Consider the following 17,725-nt stretch of genomic DNA (forward strand, 5'->3'; position numbering starts at 1 on the left):
CGCCCGCACCGTGCCGGCCGTCCTTCGCCGTGCGGATCGGGGCGCCGGGACGATCCGGTGTCGGAGCAGGGTGGGCGTCGAGCGTCATGGAGGTGAAAGTACGCCTGGATCAGGCCGATTTCACCGAAGGAAAGGCTTTGCTAATTGGGCCGAGGCCCGCCTCGCTTTGAGCCTCGTTCTTCGCTCGTCGACTCGGTCGCAGGCTCCCTCGTCTCCTTCGCTGCAGAACGAGGCCGCTCGGCGACCTCGGCCCGGTCGCGGCGTCGGGTGAGGACGACGTACGCGAGGGCGAGGGCGAAGAAGACCAGGGAGGTCCACACGTTCAGGCGCAGCCCGAACACGTCGGCGAGCTGCACGTCGTCGATGCGCAGGTACTCGATCCAGGCACGGCCAGCGGTGTAGATCATCACGTACGCCGCGAACAGCCGCCCGCCGCCGACCCGCTGCCCACGGTCGAGGAACAACAGCAGGGCCACCCCCGCCAGACCCCACAGGGACTCGTACAGGAACGTCGGGTGGAACGTCGCGACGTCGGCGTAACCGTCGGGCCGGAACGCCGGGTCGATCTCCAGCGCCCACGGCAGGTCCGTCGGGCGCCCGAAGAGCTCGGAGTTGAAGTAGTTGCCCCACCGACCGATCGCCTGTCCGAGCAGCAGCGACGGGGCGAGCGCGTCGGCCAGCGGGCGGATCTGCAGACCCATGCGCCGCGCGCCGATGATCGTGCCGATCGTGCCGAGGATGACCGCGCCCCAGATGCCGAGGCCGCCCTCCCACACGTACAGGGCACGGATCGGCTGCTGGCCCTCACCGAAGTACAGGCGCCAGTCGGTGATCACGTGGTACAGCCGGCCGCCGACCAGGCCGAACGGGACGGCCCACAGCGCCAGGTCCTGGATCTGCCCGGCCTCGCCGCCGCGCGCCTTCCAGCGCCTCTCACCCAGCACGACACCGGCGACGACGCCGGCGATGATGCACAGCGCGTACGCGCGCAGCGGCACCGGCCCGAGGTACCAGACCCCCTGGTCGGGGCTCGGGATCGACGCCGGGACCAGCGCCGACCCCGCCGCGAGGAGACCGGTCACGAGGCGGCCCGGACGTCGCCCAGCAGCACCTCGACGTCCTCGGCGACATCAGCGGAGGAGAGGCCGCCGGCGGTCCACACCGCACGGGTCGTGCCGCTGGCGTCCACTGCGTACACCTGCGTGGAGTGGTCGACCTCGTAGCCGCCCGAGGGCAGCTCGGTGCCCTTGGTGATGTCCACGCCCATGCCGTCGGCGGCCGCCACGATGCGCGGCAGCGGGCCCGTGACGCCCTCGAAGCTCGGGTCGAGCCGGTCGAGGTAGGCGCGCAGCGCCGGGGCGGTGTCACGGGCCGGGTCCGTGGTGACGAAGAGCATCGAGGTGTCGGCCCTGTCCTCCTCACCCAGACGGGTCATCGCCCCGGCCAGCAAGGCCATCGTCGTCTGGCAGATGTCGGGGCACTGGGTGTAGCCGAAGAACACGAGCGTCAGGGGCGCGTCGGTGTCGGCCCGCAGGTCGTACGCCTGCCCCGCGGTGTCCGTCAGCTGCTCGGGCGGCAGCTGGTAGAGACCGTTGATCGCGGTGCCGTGCAGACCGTCGTCGGCGATCGCCGTGTCGCCCGCGGCCGCGCCGCCGCACGCCGCCGTCGCGGCGAGGGCGCCGGCGGTCAGGGCCGAGGCGAGCACCCGGCGTACGCGACGGGGACGGTTGCCGTGATCAGCCACGACGGACTCCTTCCGCGAGCTCCTCTGTCAGACGGGCCAGGGCGTCCAGCCCGGCCTTCTCCTCGTGCGCGTCCAGCAGCGCGCGGACGAACGCGGAGCCGACGATCACGCCGTCGGCGTACGCCGCGACCTCGGCCGCCTGGTCGCCGGTCGAGACGCCCAGACCGACCCCCACGGGGAGGTCGGTGACGGCCTTCGTACGCGCCACCAGCGGACCGGCCAGGTCCGAGGTGGTCGTACGCGCGCCCGTGACGCCCATGACGGCGGTGGCGTACACGAACCCGCGGGAGGCCTTGGTCGTCATCGCGATGCGCTCGTCGGTCGAGGACGGCGCGACCAGGAAGATCTTGTCGAGATCGCGCGCGTCGGCGGCCTCGACCCACTCGTCGGCGGAGTCCGGCGTCAGGTCGGGGGTGATCAACCCGGCCCCGCCGGCGTCCGCGAGCCCCTGCGCGAACCGGTCGACGCCGTAGCACTCGACCGGGTTCCAGTAGGTCATCACCACGGTCGCCGCCCCCGCCTCGGCGGCGGCCTCGACCGTGCGGAGCACGTCCGCGATGCGGGTGCCGTGCTCCAGCGCGGTCTGCGCGGCGGCCTGGATCGTGGGCCCGTCCATCACGGGGTCGGAGTAGGGCAGCCCCACCTCGATGACGTCGCACCCGTGCTCGACCATCGTGCGGATGGCGCGCTGACCGGCCTCGATGCCGGGGAAGCCCGCCGGCAGGTAGCCCACCAGCGCCGCGCGTCCCTCGGACCGGGCCCGCGCGAAGGTCTCGGCGACGCTCACGCGTCCTCCCCGTCCGTACGCGTCGGGGCCTCGGGCATCCCGTGCTCGTCGAACCAGCCGGTGACCGTGCTCATGTCCTTGTCGCCGCGACCCGACAGGTTCACCAGGATCGTCGAGCCCGGTGCCTCCTGCGCCAGCTGCAACGCTCCCGCGACCGCGTGCGCGGTCTCGATGGCGCAGATGAGTCCCTCGGTGCGGGCGAGCACGGCCAGGGCGTCCATGGCCTGGGTGTCGGTGACCGAGCGGTACTCCGCACGACCGGTCGCCGAGAGGTGGGCGTGCTGGGGTCCGACCCCGGGGTAGTCCAGCCCGGCGGAGATCGAGTGCGACTCCTGGGTCTGGCCCTCGTCGTCCTGCAGCACGAACGTGCGGGCGCCGTGCAGCACCCCGACGCCACCCGCGCCGATCGTCGCGGCGTGACGCGGGGTGTCGACACCGTCGCCGCCGGCCTCGACACCGACGACGCGTACGCCCGGGTCGTCGAGGAACGCGGTGAACAGGCCGATCGCGTTGGACCCGCCGCCGACGCAGGCGGTGACGGCGTCGGGCAGCGCACCGGTCAGCTCGAGCACCTGCTCGCGCGCCTCGTCACCGATCCCTCGGCAGAAGTCGCGGACCATGGCGGGGAACGGGTGTGGGCCGGCAGCCGTGCCGAAGCAGTACGCCGTGTGGTCCACGCTCGCGACCCAGTCGCGGATGGCCTCGTTGATGGCGTCCTTGAGCGTCCGGGCGCCGTTGGTGACCGGCACGACCTCGGCCCCGAGCAGCTTCATGCGGGCCACGTTGAGCGCCTGGCGCTCGGTGTCGACCTCGCCCATGTAGACCACGCAGTCCAGTCCGAGGTACGCGGCGGCCGTCGCGGTGGCGACGCCGTGCTGGCCCGCGCCGGTCTCGGCGATCATGCGGGTCTTGCCCATGCGCTTGGTCAGCAGCGCCTGCCCGAGCACGTTGCGGATCTTGTGGGCGCCGGTGTGGAGCAGGTCCTCGCGCTTGAGCAGGATGCGCGCGCCGGCGTGCTCGGAGAGGCGCTCGGCGTCGTACAGCGGGCTGGGGACCCCGGCGTACTCGCGCAGCATGCCGTGGAACTCGGTCGTGAACGCCTCGTCGGCCATCGCCTCCCGCCACGCGGCGGTCAGCTCGTCGAGGGCCGCCATCAGCGCCTCGGGCATGAAGCGGCCGCCGAAGCGGCCGAAGTGGCCCGCGTCGTCGGGTCCTGCGCTCGCCAGGATCTCGGCGGCGTCCTCGGGCAGTGCCTTGGTCATCGGGCCTCGCTGTGGGAGTGGCTCATCGACGGACGGGCCGGGGCGTGACGCCCCGCGGACTTCATACGACCCACCGCGTCGCGGGGGTCGCCGTGCTTGACCAGCGCCTCGCCGACCAGGACGACGTCGGCGCCCTCGTCGACATGGCGGGCCACGGCCTCGGGGCCGGAGATGCCGGACTCGGCGACGCGGACGACGCCGTCCGGCACCTGCCCCGCGAGCCGTGCGAAGGCGTGCTGGTCGACCTCGAGGGTCTTGAGGTTGCGGGCGTTGACGCCGAGCAGGTCGGCGCCGGCGTCCAGGCCCCGCCGCAGCTCCTCGGCATCGTGCACCTCGACCAGCGCGGTCATGCCGAGCTCGCGGGTGAAGCCGAGCAGGTCGACCAGCGTCGGCTGGTCCAGTGCCGCGACGATCAATAGCGCCAGGTCTGCTCCTGCGGCGCGGCCCTCGAGCAGCTGGTAGCGGCTGACCACGAAGTCCTTGCGCAGCAGCGGCGTACGCACGGCCCCACGGACGGCCTCGAGGTCCGCCAGCGACCCGCGGAAGCGACGCTCTTCGGTCAGGACGCTGATGGCGTCGGCGCCGCCCGCGGCGTACGCGGCCGCCAGCACCGTGGGGTCGGGGATGTCGGCGAGCTCGCCCTTGGAGGGGCTGGCCCGCTTGACTTCCGCGATGACCGAGACACCGGGGGCTCGGAAGGCGTCCATGACCGGCAGCGGCGGGGCGTGCGTCCCGGCGTCGGTGACCGCACGCTCGAGGTCGGCGAGGCTCGTACGCTCCTGCCTGGTCGCCATGTCCTCGCGGACGCCGACGATGATGTCGTCGAGCACGCTCATGGATCGCTCCTGGTTCTGGTTCGGGCCGCCGGGAAGTGCGCGGGGGCCACCGGTCAGGTTCTCACGCGTCGCCAGCCCGGCGTCCGGGCCGGCTGGTCAGGGGGCGGTGCGGGATCGGTCAGGGGGCGAGACCCGCGCCCCACGGGGTGTTGCGCACCACCGCGAACGCGAGTCCGCTCACCGCGACCGCCGTCCAGAGCGCCAGGTCGACGCGGGAGAGACCCCGGCGCGGCGAGCGGCGTACGCCCCGCCACAGCCACCGCACCCAGGCCACCAGGGCCAGGGGCAGCAGCGCCGTCAGCCACGCGTTCGACGCGACGGCGCCGAGGACGTCGCCGTGGGAGAGGTCGTACGCCGCGCGCAGCCCGCCGCACCCCGGGCAGCTGAAGCCGGTGAGCAGCAGCACGGGACACACGCCCCAGGCGCCTCCCGCGTGGGGGTCGCGCAGGTGCAGGGCGAGGAGCCCGGCGACGCCTCCTGCCGCCACGGCCAGCGGCGCGCCCACGTGGTGGCGCGGCCCGGACGTCGGACGCGGAGCGCCCGACGTGACCGGAGGCAGGAGCGCGTGGGTCAGTGTGCAGTCCGGCTCGTGCTGGTGCCGGCCGAGCGCGACTCGACGATGCGGCCCATGAAGTAGCCGACGAGACCGGCCGCGACCATGATCACGACACCGATGAGGGTGATGATCAGGTCGGGGATCACCGATCCGACACCGGCGACGACCGCGCCGACGAGGCCGATGACGACGGCGGTCCAGGCGGCCGGGCTGCTGCCGTGGTGGGCCATGGGATGCGCTCCTCTCGTGGTCGCGGGGAGCGACCGTGGTGACGTCTCGTCCTCAGTCTAGGTGCGCCCGCAGGGACCCGGGGTGCTGCAGGGGCGCTGGGGGGCGAGGGACTTCTCACGCCGTCGGGTCGTCCCCGTCCTCGATGGCGCGCCACACCTCACGGGGGTCCTCGTCGGAGGGATCCACGCGTGCCGGCTGCGGTGCCGACGCGCCCGTGGGGGTGTCGTAGCGGCTGCTCATGCTCGGCCAGCGGGCGGCGTCGCGCACCGCCAGCACGAAGGCCACGGCGGTCACGGCCAGCGCGATCGCGGTGATCGTCGGCCACGCCGTGGTCGTGCCGCCGCCGGCGGGGCCGGTCTGCAGCGCGGCCGGGTCGAGCTCGGTGCTCGCCCACGCCGCGACACCGCCGAGCGAGGCGAGCACGCCCAGCACCGCGACCACACGGCGTACGCGCCCGCGCAGCACCAGCACCGCACCCCAGCTGGCGAGGGCCACCAGGGCGAGTGCGCCGACGAGGGGGTTGAGGTCGGTGCCGCTGAGGGTGCCGCTGACGAGGTCGACCGTCGTCCCGCCCGGGGTGGGGTCCAGGGGGGCGGGTGCGTCGGCACCGGTGTCACCGGCCGTGGTGATCCAGGGGCGGGTCGCGCCGGCCACCGCCAGGGCGGCGCCGGCCAGGCCGAGGAGAACGACCGGCGCGAACGTACGTCGGCGCCGGTCGGCCTCGGGGGCGCTCGTGGGAGTCCCGGGGGTCGCGTCGGTCATCGCCGCGAGCCCTGCGCGAGGAGCAGGTCGGCGTCGAAGCAGGTGCGGTCGCCGGTGTGGCAGGCCGCGCCGTCCTGCTCGACGAGCAGCAGCACCGTGTCGCCGTCGCAGTCCAGCCGCACCTCGCGCACGTGCTGGGCGTGCCCGGAGGTCTCACCCTTGACCCAGTACTCCCCGCGCGACCGAGACCAGTAGGTGCCCCGCCCGGTGGTGAGGGTGCGGTGCAGGGCCTCGTCGTCCATCCAGCCGAGCATCAGCACCTCGCGGGTGTCGACCGCCTGCACGATCGCGGCGACGAGCCCGTCGGCGTCGCGCTTGAGGCGCGAGGCGATCGCGGGGTCGAGCGCGGAGTCGGTCGCGGGCACACGGTCGGTCACGAGGCCCATGGTCCCAGGCCACCCCATTGCGCCCTCCCGCGGGAATCGACGTCTCGCGAGAAGTGACCCCTCGCGGGAAGTGACCCCTCGCCGGAAGTGACCCCTCGCCGGAAGTGACCCCTCGCGGTCAGAGGCCGGGGCCGGCGAGGAGGGTCGTCTGCTCGGCGTCGGGGTCCCAGTGCCGCAGCGCGGTGAAACGCAGCTCCGCCACTTCGTCCGCGGCCACGTCGTGCAGCACCTCGAGCGCGCGGCCCAGCTGCTCGCGGGGCAGGCGGCGTACGAGGCTCACGTGCGGCAGCCACCCGTCGTGACGACGGTCGGGCACGTGCGTGCGCACGGCGAGCACCTTGCGTACGGCGTCGTCGTCGAGCTCGACGGACCGGGCGATCGTCACCGGGTCGCCGCCCAGGAGGACCAGGCCACCGGTGCGTCCTGTGACCGGGAGCAGGTTGCCGAGCCGGACCCGCGCGACCGCGAGGGCGTCCTCGCCGAGGATCGGCGCGGCGACCACCGTCAGGTGCGGCGCGTTCGAGGACCCGGCGTGGTCGAGCTGACTCGGCAGGTCGGCGTCGCGCAGCGCCTGCCACTGGGCTCGCACCACCTCGTCGCCGTCGGGGTCGCAGAGGAGCTCCAGGGAGTGCATGGGCATGGGCGGCCTGTTCCCACGTCGGCGCGCCTCACCCGCCCCGGTCGCGTCAGACCGACGAGCACAACCGTGCGGACGCGACGTCAGGCAGCCCTTCGACGCTGTTGTGCACGTTCGTCGGACAGAGCGACGGCGCGTGCGAGGACCTCGCGCACGTAGTCGGCGCGGAACATGACGTCTTCCCAGCTGAAGCGGAGCACCAGCCACCCGTCTGCTGCCAGCAGCGTGTAGCGAACGCAGTCACGCCGCAGCTGGGAACGTGTGCTGTGCCAGGCGTGGGAGTCGGCCTCGAGCACGATCCTGCGCCGCACGTCGACGAGATCGGGCCGTACGAACAGACCGGGCAGCTCGATCGGCACCTGCGGGGTCACGTCCAAACCCGCGACCTGCGAGGCGAGCACCTTGAGCACCGACTCGAACGGATTGGCCGACCTCGCATCCACCAGCGAGGCGGCGCGACGTGCCGTCGCCGCGCCGGGACCGCGGAGATCGGCCGCGATCCTCTGGACGGTGAACTCGTCGACGTCACCCGCGCGCACAGCGGAGTCGGCGACCGCCACTGCCTCTTCCAACGGCAACCGCAGGCAGTCGGCCAGGGTGCGCCGCACGCTCGTGACTCCATCGACGACATCGTCATCGGCCAGGTCCACGTGGTGCACCGTCGCCGACGCCCGCTGCGCCGGTGTCAGCTTGCGGCTCCGTCGCACGGTCACGTGCGGCTTCTCGGGTGCGCGGAACACCTCCCAGCCGCGGCGGGGCGCCGCACTCGTGTGGGACAGCACGCCCTGCAGGGCGCCTGCCGTCAGTCCTGCCTCGTCGATGTCCGCCGTCGCGTAGCGTCCGCGTGCCACGCGCGTCAGGTCCCTAGAGCGGATCAGCCGCCGGACGTCGGAGGGGTCGCACACCACTTCCAGCTGCGAGCGCGATGCGACACCCCCGAGGAGGCGGACTGCTTCGCACGGATGCACGACCCCAGCATGCGCGACGGCGCGCCTGGAGGACTCCGGTCATCCACAGGCTCCCTCGCCGTTCGACGGACGTGCGTGAGCAGCTCGAAGAGCTCGTGAGCCATCACCTCGGCGGCTTGTGCACGTCCACCCGCCTGTGCCCGCGGCTCAGCCGGCCTGCTGGGCGACCCAGCTGGAGTGCAGGCGACCGTAGACCCCGCCCTCGGCGACCAGGTCGGCGTGCGGGCCCCGCTGCACGACCCGTCCGGCGTCGACCACGACCACCTCGTCGGCACGCTCGGCCGTCGAGAGCCGGTGGGCGATCGTCACCGACGTGCGGCCGCTCATGACACGCTCCAGCGCCCTCCCCAGTCGCACCTCCAGACGCGGGTCGACGGCGCTGGTGGCCTCGTCGAGCACGAGCAGCGTCGGGTCGGCGAGATGCGCACGCAGCAGGGCGACGAGCTGCCGCTCCCCCGCGCTCAGGGCTTCTCCGCGCTGTCCGACACGCGAGTCGAGTCCGGACGGCAGGGAGTCCAGCCACGCCTGCAGGTCGAGGTCGTGGACGGCCTGCAGCAGCTGGTCGTCGGTCGCGTCGGTGCGGCCGTAGCGCAGGTTCGCCGCCAGGGTGGAGTCGAAGAGGAAGCCCTCCTGCGGCACCATCACCACGCGCCGGCGCAGGGACGCGAACGGCACGTCGCGCAGGTCCGTGCCGCCGAGCCGCACGGCACCGGCGTCGGGGTCCATGAGGCGGACGAGCAGCTTGGCGAGCGTCGACTTGCCGGACCCGGTCTCGCCGACCACGGCGACACGGGTGCCGGCGGCGATGGTCAGGTCGACCTCGCGCAGCACGGGCGGTCCGCCCGGGTATGCGTAGGTCACCGTGTCGAAGTGGATGTCGACCGGCGCAGCCGGCAGGTCCGCCCGCGCAGCGTCCTCGCGCACCGACCCGGTCGACGCGGGATCGACGACGTCGGCGGGGGTGTCGAGGATGCCGATGACCCGACGCCACGAGGCCAGGGCGTTCTGGGCGTCGGTGAGCACCTGGGTGCCCATCTGCACGGGGCCGACGAAGAGGTTGACCAGGAACGCGAAGGCGATGACCTCACCGACGCTGATCTCTCCGAGCACCCCGAGGGCGACACCGGCGGCGATGACACCGGCGTTCGCCACGCCCGCCGCGACCCCACCGAGGGAGAACGTCACCGCCGTCGTGGCCTGCGCCGAGATCGATGCGGCGCGGTAGTCGTCGATGGCGGTGTCGATGCGCCGCTGGGTGTGCTCCTCGATGGCGTGCGCGCGCACGACCGCCGCGCCGACGACGGGTTCCGCGATCTGGGCGAGCATCGTGCCCATGTGGCGACGGACCACGGTGTACGCGGCCGCGAGCCTCGCCTGGAACCGTGGCAGCGAGGCGAACAGCGGCGCGAAGCACAGCCACACCACCAGCGTCAGCCGCCAGTCGTACACGGCCATCACCACGGTCGCGAGCAGGATCTGCCCGACCGAGACGACCGCGAGGATGCCGGAGAAAGAGAGGAAGCGGCTGATCTGGTCGACGTCGCCGGTCACCCGGGAGACCAGGGCGCCGCGCCGCTCGGTGTCCTGCGCGAGCACCGGCAGGTCGTGCACGTGACGGAAGGCCTTGTCGCGCAGCACCGCGAGGCCGGTCTCGACGGCGCCGACGAGCCGCGCGGTCATGACGTACGAGGCGTACCCGGTCACCCCGATCGCGAGCGTCGCGAGCACCGCCATCAGCACGAGGAACGACACGTCGAGGCTCGCGGTGGCCGACTCCGCCCCGCCGAGCCCACGGTCGATCGTCTGCTGCACCGCGACCGGCACGACGACCCTGCCCAGGGAGGCCACGACCGCGGCGACCAGCGTCCAGCGGATGCCCTCGGTGAGCTGCGGGGAGATCTCGCGTCCGCGACGCAGCACCTCCATCGCGCCGGTGTGCTCGTGGCTGGTCAGGCCGTCGACCTCGCTGCTGTCGGCGGGCATGGCACGCGCGCCGCTCATCGCACGACCTCCGGGGCCTCGGGGTCGAGAGCCTCGGGGGCGTCCTCGGCGTACGCGGTGACGAGGTCGGCGTACGCGGCGTCGCGGGCCAGCAGCTCGGCGTGCGTCCCCCGGTCGACCACGCGGCCCCCGTCGAGGTGCACGACCTCGTCGGCGAGCGCGATGGTGGCCAGCCGGTAGGCGACGAGCACGAGCGTCGCGCCGCCCTCGCGACCCCGGATGGCGGCGAGGATGCGTTGCTCGACCTCCGGGTCGACCGCGGAGGTGGCGTCGTCGAGCACGAGCAGCCGGGGGTGGCGTACGAGTGCCCGGGCCAGTGCCAGGCGCTGCCGCTGGCCGCCGGAGAGGCTGGTGCCCCGCTCGCCCAACGCGGTGTCGAGGCCGCGCGGGAGGGCGGCGACGAAGCCGTCGGCCTGGGCCGCGCGCAGAGCGTCCCAGATCTCCTCGTCGCTGAGCTCGTGCTCGGCGTCGAGGGCGACGTTGAAGCGCACGGTGCCGTCGAAGAGGAACGCGGTCTGCGGCACCACGGCGACCTGCTCGGCGAGCGCGCCGCGGGCGAGGGCCGGGAGGGGGACGCCGTCGTAGCGGATCTCCCCGCCGGTCGGGTCGACCAGCCGGGTGAGCAGCGTCGTCAACGTGGACTTGCCGGACGCGGTGGCGCCGACGAGCGCGACCGTACGCCCGGGCTCGACGTCGAAGGACAGGTCGCCGAGCACGGGGTCGGCGTCCGGGGACGCGTCGGGGTAGCGGTAGGTCAGGGCGTCGACCTCGACGCGGATGCCGTGGCCGGAGGCGCCGCGGTCGGCGAGACGTCCGACGCCGTGCCCCATGTCCTCGCGCTCGGCGAGCACGCGCGAGACCCGTTCGTGCCCGACGACGCTGCGCGGGAAGCTGCCGAGCAGCCAGCCGATGGCGCGGATCGGGAAGCCGACCATGACCAGCAGGTACGCCACCGTCACGACGTCCGCGACGTTCGCGTCACCGGACTGCACGCGCAGGGCGCCGATGCCGAGGGTGAAGAGCACGCCGAGGTTCGGCAGCTGCTCCATCACGGGGTCGAAGACGGCCTGCACGCGCCCGGCCCTGACCAGGGCGTCGCGCAGGGCCGAGGTCTGCTCGGCGAAGCGGGCGGTCTCCTCGGCCTCGCGGCCGAGCGTCTTGACGACCAGCGCCCCGTCGAATGACTCGTGGGCGACCTCGGCGACACGACCACGCAGACGCTGGGCGTCGCGCTGGAGCGGGGAGGCGTAGCGCTGGTAGACGAGGTTGGTGGCGATGACGGCCGGGAAGACGGCCAGGCCCACGAGGGCGAGCACGAGGTCGGTCAGCAGCATCTGGCCGATCGCGACGACCATCATCACCAGCACGCCGACGGCCATGGGCAGCGGGGCGATGGGGGTCCAGGCGGCCTCGACGTCGGAGTTGGCGTTGGAGAGCAGCCGACCGGTGGGGTGGCGGTGGTGCCAGCTCATGGGCAGGGCGAGGTACTGCCGGGTCACGGCCTTGCGGTCGTGCGCCTCCATCCGCAGCTGCATGATGCCGGCGGCGAGACGGCGTACGACGATGCCGACCGCGCGGACGAGCGCCACGCCCATGAAGAGGGCGCACGCGACGAGCAGCGCGCTCGTCTGGATCTCCCCCTCGCGCAGGGAGGGGGTCAGTGCGTTCTCGGTGGCGTACCCGAGCACCCAGGCGTCGGCCACTGTCAGCGCGCCGAAGAGGGCGGACCCGACCACGGCGATCGTGAAGACGCGCGGCTCGCGGCGGATGCCGATGCCGAGCACGCGCAGCCCGTCACGCAGTCTCGCCGTCTGGGCTGTTGCGGGGCGGGACTGGTGGTGGCTCACCGGTCCATCGTGCTTGACGGTGACAAGCACGGGGGCGGCGCGGGGTGGGCGGCTGACGGAACGTAACTGAGCGTTCGTTCAACGCCCGTGCGGTTGGTCACCATTGGCCGTGCAGAGGCGGCTCGTCGGCGCGTACGCACCTAGTGTTGCCGCCGTGACGATCCTGGCCCGCTCCGAGCGCGACCTGCTGTGCGAGACCGCTCTCGCCGCGGGCGGCGATGCTCCGACGCTGTGCGGGGACTGGACCGTCAAGGATCTCGTCGTGCACCTGCTGGTCCGCGAGCGCGACCTGACCGGGCTGCCGGGCATGTTCGTGCCGGCGCTGGAGGGCCTGACGCACCGCGCCGAGCGCAGCCGTGCGCGCAACGACTTCGAGGACCTCGTCGACAAGGTGCGCCAGGGGCCGCCCGGGTACTCGCCGATGGGGTGGCGTCCCTTCGACCTCGCGGTGAACACCCTCGAGTTCTTCGTGCACCACGAGGACGTACGCCGCGCCCAGCCCGGCTGGGAGCCCCGCGACCTGAGTGAGGAGGAGGAGCAGGCGATCTGGTTGCCCCTCTCGCTGATCTCGCGTCTGCTGACCCGGCGCGCCCCGGTCGGCATCATCGTGCAGCGCACGGACCGCGAGTCGACCTCCCGGTTGCGCGGCGGTGAGCCGTCGGTCGTGATGACGGGCCCGCCGAGCGAGGTGGCGATGTTCCTCTACGGGCGTACGGAGCAGTCGCGCGTCGAGCTCGAGGGGACTCCCGAGGACGTCGCTGCCCTCAGGGCGACCGACTTCGGTCTCTGACCGCGCATGTAACTCCATGTTCTGGTCGCTCCGATGGGCGCCGGCGGCGCGCGGAGCGACCACAGCACCGTCGAAGATGATGGGAGCGATCGCCGGGTTTTCGCGCGCCGACCGATGGGTGGGAATCGAGCAGCCTGCACTCCGACGGTGTTGTGGTTGCTCCGACGGGCGCCGGCGGCGCCCGGAGCGACCACAACATGGGGTTACATGCGGCGGGCGGATGCGTCGGGTCAGCGCACGGGGTGGCCGTGCGTACGCAGCGACTCCTTGACGTCGCCGACCGTCATCTCGCCGAAGTGGAACACCGACGCCGCCAGCACCGCGTCGGCGCCGGCCTCGACGGCCGGGGCGAAGTGCTCGACCGCGCCTGCTCCGCCGGAGGCGATGACGGGAATCGTGACGGCGGCGCGGACGAGGCCGAGCAGCTCGAGGTCGAAGCCGTCCTTGGTGCCGTCGGCGTCCATGGAGTTCAGCAGGATCTCCCCCGCTCCCAGGCGCGCGGCTCGCGCGGCCCATTCGACGGCGTCGATGCCGGTGCCGCGTCGTCCGCCGTGGGTGGTGACCTCGAAGCCGGAGTCGGTCGGGGCGGACCCCTCGACCTGACCCGTACGCCGCGCGTCGACGCTGAGCACCAGCACCTGGTTGCCGAAGCGGTCCGCGATCTCGGCCACGAGCTCGGGCCGGGTGATCGCGGCGGTGTTGACCCCGACCTTGTCGGCCCCGGCGCGCAGCATGCGGTCGACGTCGGCGACCGAGCGGATCCCTCCGCCGACGGTCAGCGGGATGAAGACCTGCTCCGCGGTCGCGGCGACGATCTCCTCCGTGGTGCCGCGCCCCTCGGCGGAGGCGGAGATGTCGAGGAACGTCAGCTCGTCCGCACCCTGCGCGTCGTAGAGCCGCGCCAGCTCGACCGGGTCGCCGGCGTCACGCAGACCCTGGAAGTTCACGCCCTTGACCACCCGGCCGGCGTCAACGTCGAGGCAGGGGATGACGCGGACGGCGAGGGTCACTTCTCGCCCTTGCGTCGGGGCGCCCGGTCGCCGCGGGTCAGGGTGAGCGCCTCGGTGAGCTCGAAGCGCTTCTCGTACAGCGCGGTGCCGATGATCGCTCCCTCGACGCCGCCGGTGCTGCTGGGGCCCGCGTCCACCAGCCCCATGAGCGCCTCGAGATCGGCCAGCTCGGTGATGCCGCCGGACGCGATCACCGGCGCGGCGGTCTCGGCGCACACGTCGCGCAGCAGCTGCAGGTTGGGGCCCTGGAGCATGCCGTCCTTGTTCACGTCGGTGACGACGTAGCGGGCGCAGCCCTCGGAGTCGAGGCGGGCGAGGGTCTCGTACAGGTCGCCGCCGTCGCGGGTCCAGCCGCGGGCGGCGAGCGTACGGCCGCGCACGTCGAGGCCGACCGCGACGCGGTCGCCGTAGGTCGCGATCGCCTTGGCGCACCACTCGGGCTGCTCGAGCGCGGCGGTGCCGATGTTGACGCGACGGCAGCCTGCGTCCATCGCGGCCTTCAGCGAGGCGTCGTCGCGGATGCCGCCGCTCATCTCCACGTCGATGTCGAGGGTGCCGACGATCTTCGCCTGCAGCTCGGCGTTAGAACCGCGTCCGAAGGCGGCGTCGAGGTCGACGAGGTGGATCCACTCCGCCCCGGCCTCCTGCCAGGCCAGCGCGGCCTCGACGGGGTCGCCGAAGTGCTTCTCGGAGCCGGCGACGCCCTGCACGAGCTGCACGGCGCGGCCCCCGGCGATGTCGACGGCGGGGAGGAGCTCGAGGTAGGAGTCGGCAGATGTCTGGCTCACGGGGTCATTCTCGCCGAGAGCCGGGGGGCGTACGCGGGGCGGGTCGACCGCGGCACGCATCAGTGCGGCGGATGCACCGCACCCAGCTCGGCCCGGGCGCCGCGTTCATGCTGGACGGCCGTCCCGCAGGCCGGTCGAGACCGGCGCGTACGCCCCGTGCGTCGACTGGCGACGTGACCTGGCCCACCCCTAGGGTGCGGCTCAGGGCGACCATCCGTACGCCCCACCGCACCACCACCCGACGTCGGCCGCACACCCGCGGCCGGCGTACGCACCATCGACGCCGATCCGGCGCTCGTGGAGGAGGCACGCATGCAACCCGTCATCTCATCAGTGGCCGTCATCGGTCTCGGCAAGGTCGGGGAGCTCGTCGCCCGCCTCCTCGCCGACGCCGGCTTCGAGGTGCTCGGCCTGGACCGGGACGTACGCCGCCTCGCCACCGACGACGGCCGGTCACTGGAGACCGCCGCGCTCGACGTCGCCGACACCGCCGCCCTCGAGGGCGCGCTCGCGAAGGTCGATGCCGTCGTTGCATGCCTGCCGGTGGCGTGGAACCGGGCCATTGCGGAGGCGGCCGCGGTCAGTCGTACGCACTACTTCGACCTCACCGAGGACGTCGCCACCACCTCCCGGGTGCGCGAGCTCGCCGACTCGACGCCGGGGGTGGTCTTCGCGCCCCAGTGCGGTCTCGCGCCGGGTCTGATCGGCATGATCGGGGCGGATCTGGCGGGCCACTTCGACGAGATCCGCTCCATCGAGCTGAAGGTCGGCGCGTTGCCGCAGAACCCGACGGGGCTGCTGGGGTACGCGTTCAACTGGTCGGCCGAGGGCGTCGTGAACGAGTACCTGAAGGACTGTGAGGTGCTGCGCAGCGGCCGGCGCCAGATGGTCCCGGCACTCACCGAGAAGGAGCGCGTCGTCATCGGCGGGCTCGAGCTCGAGGCGGCGCTCACCTCCGGCGGGCTCGGGACGCTCTGCGAGACGTACGAGGGGCGGGTGCGGCGGCTGGACTACAAGACGCTGCGCTACCCCGGGCACTTCGAGCAGATGCACTTCCTCTTCGACGAGCTGAACCTCGCCGAGAAGCCCGAGCTCGTCGGACAAATCCTGGTCGACGCGAAGCCGCCGGTGAACGACGACGTGGTCTACATCCACGCGTCCGTCGAGGGCGTACGCGCGGGTCAGCCGTTCCGCGAGAACCACGTGCGGGCCTATCCCCCGCAGATGATCGGCGCGACGGAGTGGCGGGCGATTTCGTGGACGACCGCCGCGTCGGCCGTGGCTGTCGTGGAGCTGGTCAGCCGTGGTGTGCTGCCCGGTGAGGGATTCATCCGTCAGGAGCAGATCGGGCTGGCCGACCTGTTCGCCACCAGCGCAGGTGCGCTGTTCGTCAAGGCCGAGGAGGTCGCCCGATGACCACTGCTTCTGTTGCTCAGATCGCACGTGAGGCGCTGGAGCGTCTCGGTGCCGGCGACCCGTTCACCGACGCCGCTGATGGCTCAGCTGGCGGCCACCTGGAGTGCCGCTCCCCCATCGACGGGACGACAATGGGCCTTGTGCGGTCGCACACCGCCGACGACGTCGACGCGGCTATCGGGGCGGCGCACGCGGCGTACGAGACCTGGCGCTCGGTGCCTGCTCCTGCGAGGGGCGCACTGGTGCGCGAGCTCGGCGAGCTGCTGCGCGAGCACAAGGACGATCTCGGCACGCTGGTGAGCATCGAGGCGGGCAAGATCCGCTCCGAGGGCCTCGGCGAGGTGCAGGAGATGGTCGACATCTGCGACCTCGCGGTCGGCCTTTCGCGTCAGCTGCACGGGCTGACGATCGCCTCGGAGCGGCCGGGCCACCGCATGATGGAGCAGTGGCACCCGTTGGGGGTGATCGGCGTGATCAGCGCGTTCAACTTCCCCGTAGCGGTGTGGTCGTGGAACGCGGCGCTCGCGTTCGTCTGCGGCGACGCGGTGGTGTGGAAGCCGTCAGAGAAGACGCTGCTCACCGCGCTGGGCTGCCAGGCGCTGTTCCGTCGCGCGGCGGAGAAGGTCGGCGCGCCGGCGGATCTGCTCCAGGTGATCGTCGGCGGTCGTGAGGTCGGCGAGGCGCTGGCGGATGACGTACGCGTGCCGCTGGTGTCGGCGACCGGGTCGACGCGCATGGGCAAGCAGGTCGCTCCCCGGGTCGCGGCGCGGCTGGGGCGGACGTTGCTGGAGCTGGGCGGCAACAACGCGGCCGTCGTGGCGCCGTCGGCGGACTTGGACCTGACGGTGCGCGGCATCGTGTTCTCCGCAGTGGGCACGGCCGGGCAGCGGTGTACGTCGTTGCGCCGCGTGATCGCGCACTCCTCGATCGCCGACGAACTGACCGAGAAGCTGGCGGCGGCGTACCGGACGCTGCCGATCGGGTCGCCGCTGGAGGACGGGACGCTGGTCGGTCCGCTGGTCGACGACGCAGCCGGCGAGGCGTACGAGAAGGCGATCGCGCGAGCGCAGGCCGATGGCGGCGACTTGATCGTCGGCGGCTCGCGTGCTGCCGCGAAGGACGGCGCGGTCGAGGGCGGCTGCTACGTGAAGCCGGCGATCGTGCGGATGCCGGGGCAGACCGACGTGGTGCGCGAGGAGACGTTCGCGCCGCTGCTGTACGTGATGACCTACGAGACGCTCGACGAGGCGATCGCGCTGCACAACGACGTGCCCCAGGGACTGTCGTCCTCGATCTTCACGCTCGATGTACGCGAGACGGAGCGGTTCGTCTCCGCGACCGGGTCGGACTGCGGCATCGCGAATGTCAACATCGGCCCCTCGGGCGCCGAGATCGGTGGCGCGTTCGGTGGTGAGAAGGAGACCGGCGGCGGCCGAGAGTCGGGGTCGGATGCGTGGAAGAACTACATGCGGCGGGCGACGAACACGGTGAACTACTCGACGGAGCTTCCGCTGGCGCAGGGGGTTTCGTTCGGGTGAAGCCGCGAGGCGTCTGACGAACGGCTTCCTGCGTCACTCCGCCCAGAATGACTTTCGTCAGCGCAACCAGCTCGCGGTTCGTCCGAAGGCTTCGCCTCGACCAGCGGGGGACTTGTGCCATGACGCTAGAGCAGGGTCCGCTGAGCTCACGCAGACTGGAGGGCCC

General features: G+C 72.7%; 18 protein-coding genes. 3 read left to right on the forward strand and 15 right to left on the reverse strand.

Annotation, left to right across the window (positions count from 1 at the left end):
- Positions 1–140 precede the first annotated feature (140 nt).
- The 13 genes from lgt to KLP28_01995 form a co-directional block, all read right to left on the reverse strand.
- The gene (lgt, locus tag KLP28_01935; protein ID QWC85563.1) at positions 141–1,082 is read right to left on the reverse strand and encodes a prolipoprotein diacylglyceryl transferase; all 942 of its coding nucleotides are present in this window, start codon (positions 1,080–1,082) and stop codon (positions 141–143) included.
- A complete protein-coding gene (locus KLP28_01940; protein QWC85564.1) occupies positions 1,079–1,744 on the reverse strand; it encodes an SCO family protein in 666 nt (221 codons plus the stop codon). Before KLP28_01940 ends, lgt begins: the two co-directional genes overlap by 4 nt.
- The gene (locus KLP28_01945) at positions 1,737–2,531 is read right to left on the reverse strand and encodes a tryptophan synthase subunit alpha (GenBank protein QWC85565.1); all 795 of its coding nucleotides are present in this window, start codon (positions 2,529–2,531) and stop codon (positions 1,737–1,739) included. The genes KLP28_01940 and KLP28_01945 overlap by 8 nt, the downstream gene beginning before the upstream one ends.
- Positions 2,528–3,793 (reverse strand): tryptophan synthase subunit beta, encoded by a 1,266-nt coding sequence (trpB, locus tag KLP28_01950; protein ID QWC85566.1) that lies wholly within the window; start codon positions 3,791–3,793, stop codon positions 2,528–2,530. The genes KLP28_01945 and trpB overlap by 4 nt, the downstream gene beginning before the upstream one ends.
- The gene (trpC, locus tag KLP28_01955) at positions 3,790–4,629 is read right to left on the reverse strand and encodes an indole-3-glycerol phosphate synthase TrpC (protein ID QWC85567.1); all 840 of its coding nucleotides are present in this window, start codon (positions 4,627–4,629) and stop codon (positions 3,790–3,792) included. Before trpC ends, trpB begins: the two co-directional genes overlap by 4 nt.
- A 118-nt stretch (positions 4,630–4,747) precedes the next feature.
- On the reverse strand, positions 4,748–5,134 hold the full coding sequence (locus KLP28_01960; protein QWC85568.1) for a DUF2752 domain-containing protein: 387 nt from the start codon (positions 5,132–5,134) through the stop codon (positions 4,748–4,750).
- 65 nt (positions 5,135–5,199) lie between these two features.
- The gene (locus tag KLP28_01965; protein QWC85569.1) at positions 5,200–5,415 is read right to left on the reverse strand and encodes a hypothetical protein; all 216 of its coding nucleotides are present in this window, start codon (positions 5,413–5,415) and stop codon (positions 5,200–5,202) included.
- A gap of 115 nt (positions 5,416–5,530) precedes the next feature.
- Positions 5,531–6,178 carry a Trp biosynthesis-associated membrane protein gene (locus KLP28_01970; GenBank protein ID QWC85570.1) on the reverse strand — a complete coding sequence of 216 codons (648 nt, stop codon included), beginning with the start codon at positions 6,176–6,178 and terminating at the stop codon, positions 5,531–5,533.
- Positions 6,175–6,564, reverse strand: a complete 390-nt coding sequence (gene hisI, locus KLP28_01975) for a phosphoribosyl-AMP cyclohydrolase (protein ID QWC85571.1) — start codon at positions 6,562–6,564, stop codon at positions 6,175–6,177. Before hisI ends, KLP28_01970 begins: the two co-directional genes overlap by 4 nt.
- A 118-nt stretch (positions 6,565–6,682) precedes the next feature.
- Positions 6,683–7,204 (reverse strand): hypothetical protein, encoded by a 522-nt coding sequence (locus KLP28_01980; GenBank protein ID QWC85572.1) that lies wholly within the window; start codon positions 7,202–7,204, stop codon positions 6,683–6,685.
- Between the two features lie 80 nt (positions 7,205–7,284).
- Positions 7,285–8,169, reverse strand: a complete 885-nt coding sequence (locus tag KLP28_01985) for a DUF559 domain-containing protein (GenBank protein ID QWC85573.1) — start codon at positions 8,167–8,169, stop codon at positions 7,285–7,287.
- 147 nt (positions 8,170–8,316) lie between these two features.
- Positions 8,317–10,152 (reverse strand): ABC transporter ATP-binding protein/permease, encoded by a 1,836-nt coding sequence (locus KLP28_01990; GenBank protein ID QWC86735.1) that lies wholly within the window; start codon positions 10,150–10,152, stop codon positions 8,317–8,319.
- 14 nt (positions 10,153–10,166) lie between these two features.
- Positions 10,167–11,972, reverse strand: a complete 1,806-nt coding sequence (locus KLP28_01995) for an ABC transporter ATP-binding protein/permease (GenBank protein QWC86736.1) — start codon at positions 11,970–11,972, stop codon at positions 10,167–10,169.
- Positions 11,973–12,171: 199 nt separating this feature from the next.
- Between KLP28_01995 and KLP28_02000 the strand changes: the two genes are divergently transcribed.
- Positions 12,172–12,807 carry a TIGR03085 family protein gene (locus tag KLP28_02000; GenBank protein ID QWC85574.1) on the forward strand — a complete coding sequence of 212 codons (636 nt, stop codon included), beginning with the start codon at positions 12,172–12,174 and terminating at the stop codon, positions 12,805–12,807.
- 230 nt (positions 12,808–13,037) lie between these two features.
- On the opposite strand, the gene hisF is transcribed toward KLP28_02000, so the two are convergent.
- The gene (gene hisF / locus KLP28_02005; GenBank protein QWC85575.1) at positions 13,038–13,817 is read right to left on the reverse strand and encodes an imidazole glycerol phosphate synthase subunit HisF; all 780 of its coding nucleotides are present in this window, start codon (positions 13,815–13,817) and stop codon (positions 13,038–13,040) included.
- Complete coding sequence (priA, locus tag KLP28_02010) at positions 13,814–14,665, reverse strand: bifunctional 1-(5-phosphoribosyl)-5-((5-phosphoribosylamino)methylideneamino)imidazole-4-carboxamide isomerase/phosphoribosylanthranilate isomerase PriA (GenBank protein ID QWC85576.1); 852 nt, start codon at positions 14,663–14,665, stop codon at positions 13,814–13,816. Before priA ends, hisF begins: the two co-directional genes overlap by 4 nt.
- Positions 14,666–14,917: 252 nt before the next feature.
- On the opposite strand from priA, the gene KLP28_02015 reads away from it, so the two are divergent.
- Both KLP28_02015 and KLP28_02020 read left to right on the forward strand, forming a co-directional pair.
- Positions 14,918–16,021 carry a saccharopine dehydrogenase NADP-binding domain-containing protein gene (locus tag KLP28_02015; GenBank protein ID QWC85577.1) on the forward strand — a complete coding sequence of 368 codons (1,104 nt, stop codon included), beginning with the start codon at positions 14,918–14,920 and terminating at the stop codon, positions 16,019–16,021.
- Positions 16,018–17,559 carry an aldehyde dehydrogenase family protein gene (locus KLP28_02020; GenBank protein QWC85578.1) on the forward strand — a complete coding sequence of 514 codons (1,542 nt, stop codon included), beginning with the start codon at positions 16,018–16,020 and terminating at the stop codon, positions 17,557–17,559. The genes KLP28_02015 and KLP28_02020 overlap by 4 nt, the downstream gene beginning before the upstream one ends.
- The last annotated feature ends 166 nt before the right edge of the window (positions 17,560–17,725 follow it).

The sequence above is a fragment of the Nocardioidaceae bacterium genome (genome assembly GCA_018672315.1).
In the GTDB taxonomy this organism is placed as follows: Bacteria; Actinomycetota; Actinomycetes; order Propionibacteriales; family Nocardioidaceae; genus TYQ2.